Source organism: Leptospira sanjuanensis (assembly GCF_022267325.1).
In the GTDB taxonomy this organism is placed as follows: Bacteria; Spirochaetota; Leptospiria; order Leptospirales; family Leptospiraceae; genus Leptospira; species Leptospira sanjuanensis.
On sequence record NZ_JAIZBG010000001.1, the window covers coordinates 3,229,009 to 3,247,500 of the forward strand.

Genomic DNA, 18,492 nt, shown 5'->3' on the forward strand with positions numbered 1-18,492 from the left:
TTCGCAAATTCTAATGTTTTGAATGAAATATTATCCTTTTCTACTATTCAACGAATCAATTTTCGAGTCAAATACACTCGAATAAGGGATAAAATTCGCGGTTATCCGCGAAATCTGTATTCTTTAAATATAATATAGGAGTTCACGGAAGAATTCTTCATAAATCGGAAAGGAATCGAGCTGCGATATGCGTTTTAGCCGGGACGCGCGGACTAAATCCAAATTTCCTAATATACTCGCGACGTTCCGATCGAGACTTATTTTATATCAAGCGCCGAGGATAAGATCCAGAACGACCTTGCCGTCCACTTCTCCGGTGATCGAATTCATGGCGCGCTCCGGGTGAGGCATCATACCGGCGACCTTGAAATTCTTAGAAGTGATTCCCGCGATCGCGTCGAGAGAACCGTTCGGATTCTCTCCGGAATAACGAAACAGAATTCTCCCCTCGTCGTCCAATTGTTTGAGAACATCGGATGTCGCATAATAACAACCGTCCGCGTGGGCGATCGGAATTCTCAATTCTTTCGAAGCGTCCAAGGAAGTCGTGATCGGATTGTTGGCCGAACCTTTTTTTAAGGTCACGGTTTTGCAGATGTATTTCAGAGTTTTGTTTCTTGTAAGAGCGCCCGGGAGGAATTCCGCCTCGGTTAATATTTGAAATCCGTTGCAGATCCCGAACAGCTTTCCGCCCTTGTCCACGTGTTCCTTTACCGATTTCATCACGGGAGAAAAACCGGCCATCGCGCCGGAGCGGAGATAATCTCCGTAAGAAAATCCTCCGGGAAGAATCACGAGTTCGTATTTCTTATCGAGCTGATCCCTATGCCAAACGCGATCGACTTCGGCGTCGTATTGATCTCGCAAAACGCGGTAGATGTCCGCGTCGCAGTTGGAACCGGGAAACGTGATGACCGCAACTTTCATAGTTTTTGAATATTCGCAGAATATGTTTCTATAACGTGATTGACGAGAATCTTATCGCAAAGTCTTTCCACGTCCTTTCTCGCGGCGTCTTCGTTCGGAGCGTCGATCTTGAGTTCGATGTATTTTCCGACTCTCACGTCTTGCACCGATTTTTCACCGACTTCGGAAAGAACTTTTTTCACCGTGCTTCCCTGAGGGTCGAGAACGGATTCTTTGAGGACTACTTGGATTTTTGCGATGTACATGAAAGAATGAGATCCTCTATCTTCTGATATTTTTCTCTCAGCTCCTGAATCAATCCGGCCGGGAGATCGGGCGCAGGCGGCATCTTGTTCCAGCTCGTAGTTTCCAGATAATTCCGAAGGATCTGTTTGTCCAAACTCGGAGGAGAAATTCCCACCGAATACGTATCCGCAGACCAATACCGGGAAGAGTCCGGGGTAAGAAGCTCGTCGATCAGAATGACCTGTCCGTCCAAGATTCCAAACTCGAATTTGGTATCACAAAGAATGATTCCGGCCCTATCTACCACTTCAGCGGCCCGGTTGAAAATGGAAATCGATTTTTCCTTCAGAATTCCGAACAGTTCCTTTCCGATCCGATTTTCCATTTCGACTTCGGAGATGTTCTCATCGTGACCTTGGTCGTTTTTGACCGCGGGAGTAAACACCGGCTCGGGAAGTTTTTGGGATTCTTTCAAACCTTTGGGGAGAGTCACGCCCGCGAGAGTTCCCGCGTCCTTGTATTCTTTCCAACCGGAACCCGCAATATAACCGCGAACCACACATTCATAATCGATACGTTTGCACTTCTTTACTAAAACCGAACGTCCTTCCAGATCCGGATGATTTTGAAACGGAGCGGGAAACTTCTTCACATCGGTTTCCAAGATATGATTGGGAATATCCTTAAAGAAGGAAAACCAAGAAGTGGAGATTCGGTTGAGAACCTTTCCCTTATCGGGAACCGGCTGGGGAAAGACGACGTCGAACGCGGAGATACGATCCGTGGAGGAAAGAATCAACTTGTCTCCGAGATCGTAAATGTCCCTGACTTTACCCCGGTAGGAAGGATTCGGCAAATTCATAATTTCAATACCATCATAGCGATATCGTCATCATTCGTTCCGCGGTCCGAATGCGCAAGAATGGATTGCATCATCGATGCGAGAATGTCCCCGCCTTTGGAAACTCCGTCCTGAAAAATTCTCTTCAGCTTTTCTTCGCCGAGAATGTTCATGGTTTTGTCCGCGATCTCCGTGGCGCCGTCCGTGTATAAAAGAAGATACGAACCTTTTTCCAATTGAACGGTTTTGAATTCTTCGCTTACGTTGATTTCGATCGGAATGATAAGAGGCCCCATCCCCGGAAGAGTCGTAACGGCCCCGTCCTTAAAAAGCATCGGAGAGGGATGACCTCCGTTCGAATATTCGAAGTGAAGATCCTTGTGAAGAATTCCGTAAAAGAACGTGATCGAAAATTCCTCGGGAAGAATTTTTTCGAGATTGTGACGCAGCGTCCGCACTTTTTCCTGCAACGTCTGATCGGGAGAAAGACTGGAAACCTGCATCTTCAGCATCGCCGCGAGCAAGGCCGCAGAAGGACCATGACCGGAACAATCCGCGATGAAGATATGAAGACATTCGTTTTCAATCCAAGCGTCCGTATAATCTCCGCCGATCTGCATCAAAGGTTGGAAGATCGTGCTTAAACTTACTCCGCTCCATTCCAATTCCTTTTCGGGAAGAAGTTCCTGTTGAACCTTCCGCGCCATGATCAGTTCCTTTTCGTAGTTCCGCTTTTGTTCTAAGACTTCGTCCTGAAGAATTTTAATCCGAATAAAAGCGCGGATCTTTGCGATCAATTCCCTCGGCTGAAACGGTTTGTGGATGAAGTCGTCTCCTCCGTGAGAGATCGCTTCGTCGAATCCGAGTTCACGGTTGATCGCGGTGATAAAAAGTATGGGAAGAAGTTTGAATCGTTCGATTTCCCTGAGTTCCTTGCAGAACGAAAAACCGTCCTGCCCCGGCATACTCACGTCCAACAAAAGAATATCGACCCGGTTGGTCAAAAGCACGTTACGCGCCTCGGCCGCCGATTCCGCGGTGAAGATCTGAAACCCCAAAGGTTTGAGAGTATGTACGATCAGCTTTAAATTGATCTCGGAATCGTCTACCGCGAGAACCGTATAAAGACTGTAATTCGTAGCCGTGGACAAGAACGGATTACTCTTCCCTTTCCGGCAGGCTTTCCCTAAGATCCTCGATCTTAGCCAAACGATAAGCGAAGCGGATCAATACCAAAAACAAAATATGATACGCAAGAACCCCGAGCCAGAAACTCATGCGAATATCCGAGTCCATTCCTCCCTTGCCGAGAACCGATTCGGGATGATTTCCCGGATTGTCGATCCAACGGATCGCCCCCCAAGTGATGACCGCGTTCACCGCGCATAAAATGCTCAAGAACGCCGAAAAAAGTTTTTTCTTGGTCGCGTCGGTGATCAATATTCGAAAAACGAAATATGCGATCAAACTGATAAACAAAACGGTGAAGGACTGAAGTCTTGCGTCGGTTTTATCCCAAGCGACTCCCCACGCGCTGAACGCCCAGATTCTTCCGGAAAAGATGACTCCGATCGCGAACAAAAGCGCGACTTGATTTGCGGCAAGCGAAAGAAGATCCCATTTGGATTCTTTGCGGATGAGATAAACGACCGCGAACGCGAGAGAAAAAACGGGACCGTAAAGCGCGACCCACGCGACCGGAACGTGAAAGTAGAAAATTCTGTGAGCGGTTCCTTGTTGTAAAATCACGTTCGGATAATTGAGGGAAAACAAAACGGCGGTCGGAAAACCGATCAAAAAGAATGCGGATAAAACCCAGTCCCAAATCGGATGAGCGATTCGAATTTTCATACGAAATAGAGTATTCGCGGGAATGTCGGTGGAATCAAGAAGATTCTTCAGGGTTCGTCGCCCGAAAGTTCCAAAAGTAGAATTCCGATTCCAGCGTAAAAAACGCAAAACGAAAGTAAGATGGCAAGACCGGGAATCGGATCGAAGACGGGCATACGTTCGAGCTTCCGTTCGGCTTCCATTCCGAAAAGGAGAATCGGAATCGTAAACGGAATCATCAACAAGGGAAGAAGAATTTCCTTCAGCCGCGAAGAATCGCTGATATGACTCAAAGCCACACCCAAAAAGGAAATGCAGAGAACACCCGGCACAAGAAAGATCAAATTGACCGTAAGATCTTTCCAACCCAAGGGAAACGCCTGAAAAAAAACGGATAATAAAATCATTAAGTAGATCGCGGCGATCGTCAAACCCGTAAACACGGCAAGGGACTTTGCGAGAAAGCGCATCCAAATCGGAAGAAACAACGAGCTGATTCTCCCTCCACCGCTTTCCCGTTCCTCCCAAGCGGACTGACCGATAAAAACGTACGAGGTCAAAAACAAAACGGACCATTTGATTCCGATCAAAGTCTGACGATCCAGTTTGCCGGTCTGCTCCAACGCATAATTAAAAATGAATACGATCGAGGTGATCAAAACGAGAACGGAAAGAATTCCGTTAATCGCCCTTCCTAACAGCAGAAACTCCTTATGAAGCAGAGAGAACAGTTGTTTCAAGATTTCCCTCCCGAATCGTCAAAGTTTTTGTCGCGCGTGAAAACGGAATTCCCGGATCGTGCGTCACCATCAACACCGCGGCGTTTTTCGAATGTTCTTCCAAAAGACGGATCGCGGTTTCCAAACCGGAACGATCGAGCGCAGTAAAGGGCTCGTCCAAAAGAATCAAATCTCCTCCGGTCAAAAGCGCGCGAACAAGCGCGGCCTTTTGTTTCATTCCTCGGGAGAATGTAAAGATGGGATCCTCTCTTCTCGACCAAAGTTTAAAGGAACGCAGAAGCGACTCGACCTTCTCCTTAGGAAATTCAATTCGTGCTATGGAAAGAAAGTAACGAAGATTCTCCTCCAAGCTAAGAGAAGTATAAAGTCCGAGTTCGTGACCGAGATAAGAGATCCGAGGAATTTTTTGAGTCACCGAATCGTTGTTCGACTTTGAGATCGAATCGTCATTCAAGTTTGCGTTCTTATTTCCTGCGTCGGGACTTTTACCGGCGTTGTCGGAGCTTTTATCGACGAGGATCGTCGTGTCGGAAGAGTTGCGCCGCAAATTCTCACCCGAGCCGTAAAACGAAAAACAATCCTTATGTTGACCGTGATTTAAAATCGCGCGAAGCAGAGTCGTTTTTCCGGCGCCGTTGTCGCCCCGCAACAAAGCGAGTTCGCCACGGAAAAGCGAGAATGAGATCTGTTTGAGAATCCGTTTTTTTCCGATAGAATAAGATAGGTCTTGGCAGACGAAGAGCGCTTGTTCTTTAAGTGGCAAACCGATTCCTCTTATGAAACCAGAGTCCTCTCCGAAACGGAATTTACAATGCGTTTTTATTTCGCTCCGAAGAGTTCCCGCGTTCCGAATCGAAAAATTCGCCGTTTCCGTTCTTCGGCGAAGAATTCTCCCCGTTCTTTTTTTTCTTTCTGCGGTTCTTGCAAACCTTCCTCTATCCGCGCAGATCCAAATCGGAGGCCAATATTATACCGATCTTCTCTGGGGCGAAAACGAAATCCTTTCTCCCGAGTATTACAACGACGGATCGTTTTTAAGAACGGATCAGGACTTCATTCTCGCGGCCGGAAGAAATTGGAAAGGTGATCCGCCTCCGTCCAAGGGAAGTTTCAAGTTTGAAGAAAAGGAGATTCCGAACTGCGGATTGTTCAACAACGAAGCGGTCAAACTTTTGGAAACCGGAAAAAACGAGGAACGGCAACGCGCGATTCTGATGCTGGAAGAAGGAGTTCGTTTCGATCCGAAATTCTTTCCGTTCCGTTACAATTTGGGACGGGCGTATCATCTCGAAAAAAAATACCAAAAGTCGATCACACAATTCGAATATGCGAGCGCCGAAATCCCGGAATACTACCGAACCTACATCCATCTCGGCACGTTGTATGAAATCATGCGTGAACCGATCAACGCGACGATCCTTTGGAGAAAGGCCGTGTCGCTTAACAAATTTCATACGGAAGCGTTATTGCTTTTGGCGGATCATTATATCCGAACCGATCTCCGAAACCGAGCCCTTCTTTATATCAAGGAAGCCGCGCGTATCGACGAACAAAGTCCGGACGCGAGAATGGGAAGAGCGAGAATCGAACTTCTCTCCTCCAAGGATCTTTACGCGTATCGAATCTTCAAAAACACCGAACTCGTGGACGACCTCGGACAAAAGAAACAATACAATAAGAAGTTTCACTTCTTCTACGCCGAAACGGCTAGTAAGGTCGGCGATTATGTCACGGCCGCCGATCAATACGAACAACTTTTGAAATATCCGAACGATCCTTTCTTTTCCGAATTTTCCTATAAGGTCATCGAACGAAGAAGGGATCTTGCAAAACGTTTCGCCGAAATCAAGTCCCTGGAAGAAGAAAACAAAACCGAGTGAAAAAGGTTTGCTTTTTTCAATTTTCTTCCGTTATCTTGAACCTTGGAGGAATCTATGAAAAAAATCACCTGGCTCACAATCCTGCTTTTCCTCCTTAGCATTCCTGCGTTCGCGCAGAATAAAGAGAAAGGGCAGGACGACCTGAGTCGTTCCGATGTTTTTTCTGAACAGGGAAGTTCTTACACGAAATCCCTCCAGAAAATCGTCAGAGATCTGGAAAGCACGATCAACGAAAGGCTTACGGATTTGGAGAAGAAACATTCGCTTCTCGTAATTCTGAGACCGGAACTGGAAAAGGTGCAAACAATCGTCACGGAAGACATTCCTTTTACTTTCGACGAAGGTTACGAGAGCAACCTGCTCAAGTATGTTCGTTTCAAGTTTGAGGGCGGCAAAATCAAGGAAGTTGAACTTGCCTCTGAGAAAAAAAGAATTCAATACGAATTCGCTTTTGAAAACAAAAGACTGATTTTCTCTCCTCCGGACGTATTAGCATCTCAGGTCAGACTTGAAAGATTCGACAAGATAGAGAATACGAAAGTGGGAGATATCTCCCTGGAAAATCAGATCAAAGCGCTACGACTTTTAGAATCCAGCCTTAGATCTTCGATTTACCGGATCGATATCATGATCGCTTTGTATAAAGACAAAAAAGACAGAAAAAACCTCTATCAGATCGATATCTGATCAAGATCAAACGCGGAGGGAGCTCAGATCGGTCGCACGGATGAGTTCCCCCGTAAAAGCGCTTTTGTAGTTCGAAAAAACTTCCTTCGTTTTTCCAAAATCCAACAGTTTCCCTTTTTCTAATATTCCGATTTGATCGCAGAATTTTTTGGCAGTTCTCAAGCTGTGTGTGATGAGAAGAATGGTGATTTTCCGTTCCTGCGCGATTTTTTTTAGAAAGATCAAAACTTCGTTCAACAAAATCGGATCGAGCGCGCCCAAGGCTTCGTCCAAAAAAAGGATCTTCGGTTCCGCAAGAAGCGCGCGTAAGATCGCAGCGCGCTGGAGTTCTCCTCCGGAAAACGAAAGGACGTTACGGTTTAGATCTTTGTTCGCGAGCTGAAACGATTCGAGAAGATCGGCAAACGATTCCTCCCCTCTTTTTGCGATCTCTCCTCCGAGAACGCGAAGCGGTTCTTTAAGCGCTTTTTCCAAGGACCATGTCGGATTAAAACTCGCGGAAGGATCTTGAAACACGGGTTGTAATCGATGGATCGGAATTTCTTTCCGTTCTTTTCCGAAAAAGAAAATCGATCCGCTTTGTTCGAAATCTTTCGAAGTCGGAATTCCCAAAATCATTCGAAAGAGGGAAGTTTTGCCCGAACCCGATCTCCCTAAAATTCCGAGAATACTTCCGGGTTCCACTGAAAAGGAAACGGAATCCAAGATCGTTCTTGAACCGAATTGCAGATTCAATCTTCGAACTTCGACGGCTTTACTTGGATCGGGCATTTTCCCAGACTTGCGGAGTTTGGCTTTCAAGACAAGAATTTTGAATCACAACAATTCTCCGCGATCGCGCAGCGACGCGATCAAATCTCGAATCGCGCGTTCCCTTTGATAGGAAGAATCCGTCCACTCGGAGTAAAGATTCTCGCGGACGTTTTCGGCCCAGATGATTCTTCCCGTTTGAACGTCGATACAACGGATCGAAAAGGCGAATTTACCGTCGTATGCCTGCCGATTGTATGGAATGTATTCGAAGTGATCCATCAAAATCAAACGATCCGCTTCCAGGAGTTTGCCTAGTTTCAATCTTGAATTTTCCGTGATTCCCGATAAGGACAACTGGATCTCGGAGAGAACCTTATCCAAACGGTTTCGTTCCACCAAAAGAATTCCGTGTTTGATGAATTTTTTTTCCAACTCGGAATATATGTCCGTGAAAATCTGCGAACCGGGCTCGTCCGTTTTCGCGAGGGAAACGAACGCGAAACGATGCGCTTCGTCCTGAGTAAAATGAGCGGACAATTCCTTCAGATGACCGAGATCCGCTTTGAGATCCTGTTCGAATTGCTGAAACGCGACGCGCATGATCGCGAAATTCTTTTTATTCTGCGAATGATCGAATCGATCGCTGAAGATCGGAACGATCGGACCCAAAAGCAGCGGAGCGATTCCGAAGATGGATCGATGTTCGATCGGATACTTGTAACTTTTGAGAACCTTGTTCGTTTCTTCTTCGTACAATTCGAACTCAACTCTTCCGTTCGTTCTTTCGATCATCGGGAACAAACCGATCGTAACGATAAACGGAATGATGGACAACACGGGAGGTTTGACTTCTTCCGCGGAGGAACGGATTCGAATCTGAATGTGCGCGTTCGGATTGAGAAGGAACAAAGCGCTCTTTCGGAACTGCGAAAGAATCTCGGAGGAATAATAACTTTCCACGTCTTGCAAAGCTACGGAAACGTTCAGACCTTTTCGATGCATGTCTTGGGCGGCCGTTTCTCTTCCCGAAGGATCGAAATCGATCCGAACGGGAACACTTCCGTGAAACCGATATTCCCTCGGATTGATAAGCGACTTGGCTCCGAACCCGTCTCCGCTTACGTTCGCGTGATGCAGGTAACATCGAAAAAACGGAACGCAAAGAAAAACCAAGAAGAGGAATTTCGGGATAAGCGAACGGAGTAAAAACGGATTTTTCATAATTCAAAACCTAACACAAAAGAACGCGGTTCAAAAAATAATTTCCGCAAAAAAGATTTCGAAACTCTAACGAGTCGCAAACGAAAGTCAAATCAATTCGGAAACAGTCCAACGGATATAGGGTAAAGAACGTCGATATTTGACTTGCCCGCACGTCGCAAAACGGTGGAATCAGAATAGAATGAAAGTAAAAATCACGGAAGTAGGTCCGAGAGACGGACTTCAAAACGAGAAACGTCCGGTTTCCACGGAGATCAAAGCGGGTTATATCGAGCGGCTCGTCAAAGCGGGTTTGACGAATATAGAAGCGACTTCCTTCGTAAAAAAGGACGCGATTCCTCAATTGGCGGACGCAGCCGAACTTTCGGCCTTATTGGATTTGAACGGAAAAATCCGTTACTCGGCGTTGACTCCGAACGTAAAAGGATACGAAGCGGCAAAGAACGCCGGCTACAAAGAAGTCGCGGTTTTCACCGCGGCGTCGGAATCATTCGTGAAAAAAAACATCAACCGAACGATCGCGGAATCCATCGAAGGGTTCAAAGAAATCTTTCGACTCGCCCATCGGGACGGAATTCAAGTGCGAGGTTACGTATCGACCGTGATCGACTGTCCGTACGAAGGAAAAATCGATCCGATAAAGGTGCTCGAAGTTTCCAAAATTCTTTTGGATCAAGGCGCGTATGAAATCTCGCTCGGAGAAACGATCGGCACGGGAGTTCCCGCGGAAGTGGAGAAGTTGTTGGAACTCCTACTGAAAGAAATCCCCGCGGACAAATTGGCGGGTCACTTTCACGACACGTATGGAATGGCGATCGCCAATGTGGAAAAGTCATTTTCTATGGGACTTCGTTCCTTCGATTCTTCCTCCGGCGGATTGGGAGGATGTCCCTACGCAAAAGGCGCGGCCGGTAATTTAGCGACCGACGACCTCGTATATTTTTTGGAAAAGTCGGGAGTTCCCACGGGAATCGATCCCGGACTTCTCTGGGAAGCGTCCGCGTTTATGGAGAATGCGCTCGCCCGAGAACTGCAATCCAGAACGTATCTCGCCACCAAAAAGAAACGAGAGTCTTGACCTCCCCTTCCTCTCCTCAAAAAATGAGGAAGGTTCTGGAAAGAATCTTCTTCGAATACGAAACTCCCGAATATCTAACGACGGATCCGATCGAGTTCCCACATTCGTATCCCGATTTTCAAGATCGGGAAATCGTCGGACTGATTTCAGCGCTCTTCTCGTACGGGAACGTTGCCGCGATCAAAAATCATCTCAAACATCTTTTCGAACTTTGCGGGAACTCCCCGGTTCGATTCCTCTTAAACGAAGAACTCGAACCCGTCCGCAAAAAACTCAAACCCTATCGATTTCAAAAACCCGCCGACACGTTTCTCTTTCTGCAAACGATCCAAAAAGAAATTCGAAAAACGAAATCGCATACGTTGGAACCTTTATTTTCTCTTCCGCAAACCGGAGAATTCTCGCTTTCCCCAAAGGAACAAAGATCGCTCGATCAAAGCGGAACCTTACGACAAAGAATCGTCGCCTTCCAGCTTCGATTTCTGGAAACTTCTAAAAAAATCAACCGACAGCAAACACAAAGTTACGGATATAAATTTCTGATCGGACAAGGACCGAGTTCGTCCTCGTTAAAACGCTATTCCATGTATCTGCGTTGGATGGTTCGGAAAGAATTTCCAGACCTCGGAATTTATACGACGATCGATCCGAACGAACTGCTCTACCCGCTCGACGTACACATTCAAAGAATTGCAAGCGTTTTGAAGATCAGCTCCAGAAGCACTCCGGACTGGAAAAAAGCCGAGGAAATCACGAACTTCTTTCTAAAACTTTTCCCGAACGATCCGGTACGAGGGGATTTTGCTCTCAGCCGATTGGGTATATTACGAAAGTGTAAGTCGAAATACGCGAAGGAGTTATGCGAAACCTGCAGAATCAACTCGATCTGCAAGGTTTACGAGAAACGACCCGGAGCAAACCGGGCCAAGGTTTAAGGAATTAAGGAAGTTTTTTCAGTTTGCAAGCCGAAGCCGCAATCAAGCCGGCATCCGTATTTCGAACAAGGATGATCGTAGACAAAATAGAGTCAGCACAATCTTTCACTTTTTTCTTTTCATATAAAGCGGAGGTATCTTCCTCATCAATACCCGCAGTGGAGCTTATAAAAGCAAGCGATAATATACTTCCTGAAGAAGAGCGACTACTCGTAGACGATGTAGTTGTCCCTATGGTCATAACCATTCCGATCAAAACAGCTTCGTCAATTTTGAGTGCAGCCTCTGGCGCTTTTATCGAATCACGCCCGGTTACGTCATATACAGTAGAGCAAGAAAAACTAAAGGCAACAATGAGTAAAAACAGCACAACAACATTCTTCATCCTATTTTGAAACCTCTTCCCTATATTTGAAACGAACGTAATTCCCACTCTCACCTTGTCAACTTAATATTGGAATAATATCACAAGTTGAATTATTGAATTAATTCCAAAATTGCATTCGAATTAAGAACATAATGGAAACTGAATGTATTTTTAAAAAAGAGTGGTACCGCCAAGGGGAATTGAACCCCTGTTCCAAGAATGAAAATCTTGTGTCCTAACCACTAGACGATGGCGGCTTATAAGAACGTTTCCTTGAGTCGTCGGGGATTCGAACCCCGGACCCATTCCTTAAAAGGGAATTGCTCTACCAGCTGAGCTAACGACTCGAAGCGTTACGAAATACACGATATTTTTCGAGTGCGGTGGGTCAATCAAAAACGATGAAAAAAACTCCCGATTCTTAAAAAGAATCTCCGTGAATCGTATCCTTTCGATCAGGTCCCGTTGAAACCAAATTGATCTTCACTCCGATGAATCTTTCGAGAGTTGAAATATAATCCTTACACTTTTCGGGAAGTTTTTGAAATTCGCAGATGCCGGAAATATCGGATTTCCATCCGGGAAATTCTTCATACACGACTTCCACTTTATCCAAACCTTGCGATGGAAAACAATCCAACTTCTTGCCGTTCAACTTATAGCCGACCGCAACGGGAATCTTATCGTAATCGGAAAGAATGTCGATCTTTGTGAGAGCGATCGAAGTGATTCCGTTGATACGAACCGAGTGACGCAGCATTTCCGCGTCAAACCAGCCGCAGCGTCTCGGACGTCCCGTGGTCGCGCCGAATTCTCCGCCTTTTTGACGAAGAGCTTCTCCCGCTTCTCCCAAAAGTTCGGTCGGGAACGGCCCCTCTCCCACTCTCGTAGTGTAAGCCTTCGTGATCCCGATCACGTGTTTCAAATGTTGAAACGGAATTCCGGTTCCGATCAAAGCGCCGCCCGTGGTAGGATTGGAACTCGTAACGTAAGGATAGGTTCCGAAATCCACGTCCAAACCGGTTCCCTGGGCTCCTTCCAATAGAACCCGTTTTCCTTTCTTAAGTTCCGAATCCAAGTAATATGCAGTATTGATAATATTCTTTTTAACTTTCGAAAGGAAGAATTTTAAACCCTCGTTGATGTCGTTGTAGGAAACGGGAGGCATTCCGTAAAGTTTGTCGAGTTCGCGATTCTTTTCGTCTACGAGATGTTTCAAACGCGCCTGATAGGAATCGTCCAAAAGGTCTCCTACTCTCAAACCCATTCTCATCATCTTATCCGCGTAACAGATTCCGATTCCTTTTTTGGTCGTTCCGATCTTGTGTTCTTGGCTTACTGTAGTCTCTCTCGCTCCGTCGATCTGAGAATGATACGGAAACAGAAGATGACACGCGTCGCTTAACAAAAGCTTGTCATAAACCGGAAAACCTTCCTTTTGAAGACGATCGCATTCTTCGATAAAGAAAAGAGGATCCAGAACCACGCCGTTTCCGATCACGCAAATCGTCTGATCGTAGATCACTCCGGAAGGAACCAGGTGAAAAACGTATTTTTTTCCGTGAACTACGACCGTATGTCCCGCGTTCGCGCCGCCTTGATAACGAACGATGATGTCCGTGTCCTTGGAAAGAAAGTCGATGACTTTGGCTTTTCCTTCATCACCCCATTGGGTTCCTACTACTAACGATGCGGGCATAGTTTTTCCTCAAATAGATGCTTGGTAATATTGCGTTTCATGATTTGGAATCGGGAAGCGGTGTCTTCAGAGAAGCTTCCAAAGTGTTGACCACGATCGCGTAACCGCTCGCGTCCCTCTGCACTCCCGAAAACATTTCGTAAAGATGATCGTAAGCGCCTCCGGTCAAAACCGGATCGGGAGAACCTTGCAGATAACCTTGAAAAACGAAACCGGTATAATAGTTCAAATCTCTCAAAAGGGAAAAGTCGATACAAAGATCGATCCTTCTTTTTTTGGATTCCCATGCCTTTAAGATCCAGGAAGTTTCTTCGAGAACGACGTTTAAACTTTTTTGAAGTTCCGGCGAAAGGGAATTCAGGCTCAGGGATTTCTTCAAAGAATCCAAATCGAAGTTCAACACGAGTGCGTTTAACAAACGGAGGAATACGTCGCTGTTTTTCTTTTCGCCGAAAATCCGTTCGATCTCGTTTCCGTTTTTCTGATAGAGAAGCGTTGAAAGAATTTCGATCTCGTTCGCATTCAGCTCGAACTCGCGGACGATGGAATGAAACAGATTCACGTTTCCGAGAACCAAGGTCAACGGATCTTCCAAGGGAAGCAGAGAAACGATCTCGTCCAATTCTTCCAAAATTTTGAATGTGTTTTCCTTGCCGGAAGCGCCCAGAGATTCCGCACCGATCTGAAGAACCTCTTTGCGGGACACGCTTCCCTTGGCGCTCTCCCGAAAAACTCTTCCGACATAGAAGATATTTTGATTTTCCTTTTGATGGGAGAAACCGGCCATCCCTTTGACCGCCTGAACGGTCAGATCGATGCTCGGAGAAATCTCGTTTCCGGAAAGATCACGAATTCTGAATAAAGAGGAAGAATCGGGAGCGGAAACCGTTTGTAAAAACGTGGAACTGTAATCGAATGCGGGAAGGAAAACTTCCGAGTAGCCTTTTTTTTTAAGAAAGCCGGAAACGGTTTCGAGTAAGATCCTTCTGTCCTTGCTGTCTTCGGGGCCGAGAAAGTGAAACCCGTCGGGAATCCATTTTTTCTGGCTGGGTTCTGGGAGATTTTGATTCATGTTTTGGAAGACTTCGATTCCAAAATACAGTTCAAAACCGAGACGTCAGAATTCAAACCTTTTTAAAAAAATAGAATGACAATTCCCATTGCAAACGGATGATTATCAACCTAATCAATGGATTCTTTCCATCGCAAGATTTCTATCCATGACATCGATAAGTCCTTCCAAAAGGCCTTTCCGGGCAGTTCCCGGCGCGGTGAGAATCCAACCCGACGCGAAAATTTTCTTTTCGTTCGGAGCAACCGAAAACGATCCTAACTCCGATTCCTCTTTCATAGAACATATCGGAATGCGAAGAATCCGGATTTCCGTTTTAGGAAAAACACCGGCTGTTAAGAACTTATTTTTGAACGGACCAGGAAGGTATTTAAATGGCTGAGAAAGAATCCAGCGTCGGTAAATGGCAGAAAGAATTTTTTGAAAACATCCACTTATTCAAACGTTCCGGAATGACGGAAGAAGAAGCCAAAAAGATTCTCCAGAAATTCTTATATCTCTCTTCTGTAACACCGATGCCTCCGGTAATGGACGTGTTCAAAGAGCCGAATCTTTTGGAAACCGTCGGAGTCTACACTTCTCCGGAACAAAGATCGAGAGAGTTTATGATGGAGTTTCTTTCTCCGATCATGAAGCAGTTCACCGTGGAAGGAGTGGACAATCTCAAAGCGGTCAAACCTCTCATCGGAAAATATCCGATCACGTTGATCTCGAACCACTTATCGCATCTCGACGCGCCCGCGATCTTTCATCAGCTGTATAACTGTTCTCCGGAGGGAAAGGCGATCGCCGAACAGCTCGTTTTTATCGCGGGAAGATTGGCGTATGAACCCGACTTTACCCGCCTCGGTCTTTATATGTTCGGAACGTTGCTCGTTTGTTCCAAAAGGGATATGGCGGACAATCCGAGTCTTTCGGACGTGATGACCAAGATCAACATGAGAGCGTTCCGTCATTCTCAAAAACTTCAATCCGAAGGAAAGATCGTAGCGATCTTTCCCGAAGGAACGCGTTCGCGAGACGGAAGACTGATGCCGTTCGTGGAAACGGTCTATCACTACGTCGCCAACAAAGTCATCATTCCGATTTCTCTCGAAAAGACGGACAAGATTCTCCCCACGACAAGTCTTTTGTTCAATCAGGTGAACGGAAAACTCGTCATCGGCAAACCCGTGTTAGTGGGAGAATTATCCCGCAAACAGATGGAAACCTTTCCGAAGGAAGTGGAACAACTTCAATTCCCCGAACACGGAGACAAAAAGCAGTTCCTCATCGACAACCTCGCGTTGCTCGTCGGTTCCAACTTGAACAAACACCAGCACGGAACGTATCGAAATCTTTATAAAGGCGATGTCGCGGGAAAGAACATTCTCATCAAGGTTCCGAAAGAACCGGAAGAAAAGATCGTCGTCATCGGCGCGAGCAGCATGTCGATTGCGGTCGCGACCCTTCTTGCAAACAACGACGTTTTGGTTTATCTTTATCATCCCGATCAGGCTTACACCGAACAATGCAATACGGAAAGAAGGGAACTGAAATACTACCCTCTTTACAAACTTCCGCCGAATTTGATTTTTACGTCCGATCCGGAAGTTTTAAAAACGGCGACTCTCTTTATTCAAGGAACCAATCCTTGGGAACTCATCAACGTTTATCCGGAGATTCAACCTTTCTTGAACAAGAATAAGGCTCCGTTCTTCAACGTGGTCAAAGGATTTACGAGCACCGGCTTGATCTTGGACGAAGTGCAGACCGCGTTCGGTTTGGAGGACGATCGTCTCGGCGTGATCGCGGGGGCTTGTTATCCCGATCAGATCATGGAACGAAAAATTTCGGGATTCGAGATCGCCGCATCCAACGCAACTCTCATCCCGAGAGTTCAAAAGCTGTTCACGACCGGTTATATATTTCCGCGCCCAGCGAGAATCCCGACCGACATCAAGGGAGTTCAGTTAGGCGGAGCTTTGAAAACGATCTACGCTCTCGCAATGGGAATCGTGGAAGGTTACTTCACGCAAACCCTCGGCGGCAACGTGGATAATTCTCTCTTTCATTTATCGAATCGTTTCTTTTCCGAAATGACCGCGATCGGAGCGAAGATGGGCGGACAACCGGAAACCTTTCTCGGACTTTCGGGACTGACGGACTTTATGCTTTCTTGTTTCGGAACCGATGCGAAGGACAGAAAAACCGGATACGACATCGCTTACGGTTCGCCTTCGGAAAGAATGTCCAACGGATTTTACGGTTTGAAAGTGATGCCGAATCTGATGAACATAACTCCGGAAACTCCCGTTCTCGCGGCGGCATATGAAATCGTGATCAACAAAAAGCCGATGCAGCAGGTCATTGAAATGATGGAAGGAAGACTTTCGAGAGTTTAGAAGAAACGCACGAGCTAAACATTGCAAGTTTGGCTCGCGCTAACAAAACCGATCTACATACGGCTCTCACCTTCTTTTGTCTCGAGAAAGAGGAAAGAAGATCGTATATTATAATTCCGTTATTAGAACGCGGGCCTATCTCGCAAAACTACAATCTACTTCGGTTTATAGTCAGAGTAACTTAGTTGCAAGAATGCGGAACCGTTAGGTTGTATTTGAAAGCCAAATAACATTCCGCTTTCACTCGATCCGCAGCGCTGAGTCCCTGATTGTAGATCAAAGTTTCCGCAAGTCTTCCGTCAAAACCCGATCCACCGGCGTAAACGCCTAGATACGTTAAATTATTTCCGACCGCATTGTACACGTTCGTGGTGTTTTTCTGCAAACTTCCGTTCAAATAAAGAGAGGTTCCGGTTCCGGAAAATTGCATCGTAAGAATATGAGCCGAGTTGGTGGCATAAGCGTTACTTTGAAAATCTCCGCCGCCGCTGTTGATCAAAAGCTGACCGTTGTAAAATTTCAGATACAAGGTCACGCCGCCGCCCGAAAGATGGATGATTCCTTCGCTCGCGACTGAAATTGCATTCTGTTCCACCACGAAAAGCATCGTATAAGAACTCCCCGTAATCGGAACTCCCGAGCCGGAAAAGAACCGACCCTCTCCGTTGCTCATCTGAACAAAGGGTCTTTGATTGCGATAATTCGGGAGCCAATACGGTTCCTGATTTGCATAGTAACGGGTGAAGACGTTCGCATTAACTTGGTCTTGCCAAGTTGTGATCTTGTTGGCGCCGTCTTTCGTAACTCCCGCTTCCGCATTCAACCAAAGCACCAAACTGGAAACGTCCGTCGGGAGATAATATGTCGTCGCTTGCACGACCTGAGAATACGACTTCGTTCCGTCGGTTTGGATTTTTTCCAAAAGATAATACCGTGTTTCCCCTCCGGTTAAACCGGAATGAGTGAAGTTGTTTACGGCGATTCCCGAACCGCTTCCCGTGATTTCCGGTGATGCCGTTGCAGTAACCGCAGAAGAATTGGAAGAATAGATCTTAAACTTAGAACCGTCCGTGACCGCAGGCCAACTCAATTTCACAGAGTGGATGTCCCCCGTTGCTGTGAAAGAGGATCCGCTTGTGTTATTTCCATTGGCGCCTGCGATCACGTTCGGAATGGCGATTTGTAAAAATAAACCGGCTGGATTGCTCGCATCCAAGCTGAACTTTTCCGCTTGCATACACGAAAACTGAAACGAAAGAAGAAGCAAAATCCCGAAGATGCGGGAACTCCTCTGCGAAGAAGATTTTAAAAATCCGTTCGATGATCCCATCATGTAAAAAGCCCAACTTTTTCTATTTGGCGTGTGTGAGCAAAGGCTCATTTACCAAAAACAACAGACCGCTTCTTTGCTGTTGATCTATTTTTATAGAGAGCGATAAATATTTTGTAAAAATCAATCTCTCAATTTTTAATTGAGAATAAAAATACAAGAAAGATAAAGAACGGAAGTATATCCTAACCTCAGAACGGGTAAGACAGAATTCTTTTACTTTTTTAGGAAATGAAAGCGTGGGAACTCTTACGATCTGCCGTGCACATCGTAAACCGTTCGCTTTAATTGAAATAGATACTTTGGGTTATCGATATCAATCCCTCGCCGTAAATAAAAAACCCGGCGATGCGTAAACAGGCCGGGTTTCAAAGTCGCTTGAAGAAAGCGACGTGAATTCTTTAAGAAAAAAATTATTTCTTTTTCTTTGCTTCTTTTTTAGGAGCCGCTTCCTTCTTTGCAGGGGCTGGAGCGGAACCCGATTTTCTTGCGGCTCTTTTTTCTTCTCTAACCTTCGCTTGTC

The 18,492-nt window shown here is 46.0% G+C and carries 19 protein-coding genes, 2 tRNA genes and 1 pseudogene (1 of these 22 only partly in view); 5 read left to right on the plus strand and 17 right to left on the minus strand.

Annotated elements, in window-relative coordinates; translation table 11 throughout:
- Positions 1-267: 267 nt before the first annotated feature.
- The 7 genes from purQ to LFX25_RS14560 are packed head-to-tail and all read right to left on the minus strand — an operon-like array spanning position 268 to position 5,326.
- Positions 268-927, minus strand: a complete 660-nt coding sequence (gene purQ, locus LFX25_RS14530; protein WP_238730872.1) for a phosphoribosylformylglycinamidine synthase subunit PurQ — start codon at positions 925-927, stop codon at positions 268-270.
- Entirely contained in the window at positions 924-1,172 is a 249-nt protein-coding gene (purS, locus tag LFX25_RS14535) for a phosphoribosylformylglycinamidine synthase subunit PurS (protein ID WP_118956110.1), read from the minus strand. The genes purQ and purS overlap by 4 nt, the downstream gene beginning before the upstream one ends.
- Complete coding sequence (locus LFX25_RS14540) at positions 1,148-2,014, minus strand: phosphoribosylaminoimidazolesuccinocarboxamide synthase (RefSeq protein ID WP_238730873.1); 867 nt, start codon at positions 2,012-2,014, stop codon at positions 1,148-1,150. The genes purS and LFX25_RS14540 overlap by 25 nt, the downstream gene beginning before the upstream one ends.
- Complete coding sequence (locus tag LFX25_RS14545) at positions 2,011-3,144, minus strand: PP2C family protein-serine/threonine phosphatase (RefSeq protein WP_238730874.1); 1,134 nt, start codon at positions 3,142-3,144, stop codon at positions 2,011-2,013. Before LFX25_RS14545 ends, LFX25_RS14540 begins: the two co-directional genes overlap by 4 nt.
- A 7-nt stretch (positions 3,145-3,151) precedes the next feature.
- Complete coding sequence (gene ccsA / locus LFX25_RS14550) at positions 3,152-3,844, minus strand: cytochrome c biogenesis protein CcsA (protein ID WP_238730875.1); 693 nt, start codon at positions 3,842-3,844, stop codon at positions 3,152-3,154.
- A gap of 47 nt (positions 3,845-3,891) precedes the next feature.
- Positions 3,892-4,563, minus strand: a complete 672-nt coding sequence (locus LFX25_RS14555; RefSeq protein ID WP_238730876.1) for a heme exporter protein CcmB — start codon at positions 4,561-4,563, stop codon at positions 3,892-3,894.
- Positions 4,535-5,326, minus strand: coding sequence for an ABC transporter ATP-binding protein (locus LFX25_RS14560; RefSeq protein ID WP_238730877.1), 792 nt, complete (start codon positions 5,324-5,326; stop codon positions 4,535-4,537). The genes LFX25_RS14555 and LFX25_RS14560 overlap by 29 nt, the downstream gene beginning before the upstream one ends.
- Before the next feature lie 58 nt (positions 5,327-5,384).
- On the opposite strand from LFX25_RS14560, the gene LFX25_RS14565 reads away from it, so the two are divergent.
- Both LFX25_RS14565 and LFX25_RS14570 read left to right on the plus strand, forming a co-directional pair.
- Positions 5,385-6,443, plus strand: a complete 1,059-nt coding sequence (locus LFX25_RS14565; RefSeq protein ID WP_406600536.1) for a tetratricopeptide repeat protein — start codon at positions 5,385-5,387, stop codon at positions 6,441-6,443.
- Positions 6,440-7,130: pseudogene (locus LFX25_RS14570) on the plus strand (hypothetical protein). Before LFX25_RS14565 ends, LFX25_RS14570 begins: the two are co-directional and overlap by 4 nt.
- Positions 7,131-7,136: 6 nt before the next feature.
- On the opposite strand, the gene LFX25_RS14575 reads toward LFX25_RS14570, so the two are convergent.
- Positions 7,137-7,901: an ABC transporter ATP-binding protein gene (locus LFX25_RS14575; protein WP_238730879.1), complete on the minus strand. Its 765-nt coding sequence runs from the start codon at positions 7,899-7,901 to the stop codon at positions 7,137-7,139.
- A 45-nt stretch (positions 7,902-7,946) separates the two neighbouring features.
- The gene (locus LFX25_RS14580; protein WP_238730880.1) at positions 7,947-9,056 is read right to left on the minus strand and encodes a hypothetical protein; all 1,110 of its coding nucleotides are present in this window, start codon (positions 9,054-9,056) and stop codon (positions 7,947-7,949) included.
- 229 nt (positions 9,057-9,285) lie between these two features.
- Between LFX25_RS14580 and LFX25_RS14585 the strand changes: the two genes are divergently transcribed.
- Positions 9,286-10,182, plus strand: coding sequence for a hydroxymethylglutaryl-CoA lyase (locus tag LFX25_RS14585; protein WP_238730881.1), 897 nt, complete (start codon positions 9,286-9,288; stop codon positions 10,180-10,182).
- A gap of 23 nt (positions 10,183-10,205) precedes the next feature.
- The gene (locus tag LFX25_RS14590; RefSeq protein WP_238731618.1) at positions 10,206-11,117 is read left to right on the plus strand and encodes a TIGR02757 family protein; all 912 of its coding nucleotides are present in this window, start codon (positions 10,206-10,208) and stop codon (positions 11,115-11,117) included.
- Positions 11,118-11,121: 4 nt separating this feature from the next.
- Here LFX25_RS14590 and LFX25_RS14595 read toward each other — a convergent pair whose 3' ends face one another.
- From LFX25_RS14595 to LFX25_RS14620, 6 genes are all read right to left on the minus strand, one after another.
- Positions 11,122-11,502 (minus strand): TIGR04452 family lipoprotein, encoded by a 381-nt coding sequence (locus LFX25_RS14595; RefSeq protein WP_238730882.1) that lies wholly within the window; start codon positions 11,500-11,502, stop codon positions 11,122-11,124.
- A gap of 164 nt (positions 11,503-11,666) precedes the next feature.
- A tRNA-Glu gene (locus tag LFX25_RS14600) sits at positions 11,667-11,741 on the minus strand.
- Positions 11,742-11,758: 17 nt separating this feature from the next.
- Positions 11,759-11,831: transfer RNA gene (locus tag LFX25_RS14605), tRNA-Lys, on the minus strand.
- Positions 11,832-11,905: 74 nt separating this feature from the next.
- Complete coding sequence (locus LFX25_RS14610; RefSeq protein ID WP_238730883.1) at positions 11,906-13,183, minus strand: adenylosuccinate synthase; 1,278 nt, start codon at positions 13,181-13,183, stop codon at positions 11,906-11,908.
- A gap of 37 nt (positions 13,184-13,220) precedes the next feature.
- Positions 13,221-14,255, minus strand: coding sequence for an ATP phosphoribosyltransferase regulatory subunit (locus LFX25_RS14615; protein ID WP_238730884.1), 1,035 nt, complete (start codon positions 14,253-14,255; stop codon positions 13,221-13,223).
- Between the two features lie 114 nt (positions 14,256-14,369).
- A complete protein-coding gene (locus LFX25_RS14620; RefSeq protein ID WP_238730885.1) occupies positions 14,370-14,534 on the minus strand; it encodes a hypothetical protein in 165 nt (54 codons plus the stop codon).
- Between the two features lie 95 nt (positions 14,535-14,629).
- Here LFX25_RS14620 and LFX25_RS14625 point away from each other — a divergent pair, with 95 nt between their 5' ends.
- Positions 14,630-16,639, plus strand: a complete 2,010-nt coding sequence (locus LFX25_RS14625; RefSeq protein WP_238730886.1) for a 1-acyl-sn-glycerol-3-phosphate acyltransferase — start codon at positions 14,630-14,632, stop codon at positions 16,637-16,639.
- A 181-nt stretch (positions 16,640-16,820) separates the two neighbouring features.
- On the opposite strand, the gene LFX25_RS14630 is transcribed toward LFX25_RS14625, so the two are convergent.
- On the minus strand, positions 16,821-17,972 hold the full coding sequence (locus LFX25_RS14630) for a LamG domain-containing protein (RefSeq protein WP_238730887.1): 1,152 nt from the start codon (positions 17,970-17,972) through the stop codon (positions 16,821-16,823).
- 410 nt (positions 17,973-18,382) lie between these two features.
- On the minus strand, positions 18,383-18,492 hold the end of the coding sequence (gene rplQ / locus LFX25_RS14635) for a 50S ribosomal protein L17 (RefSeq protein WP_238730888.1). Its footprint extends 427 nt past the window's final position; the window shows 110 of its 537 coding nt (coding positions 428-537); its start codon lies off the right edge, out of view — the gene reads right to left on this strand; it ends in the stop codon at positions 18,383-18,385.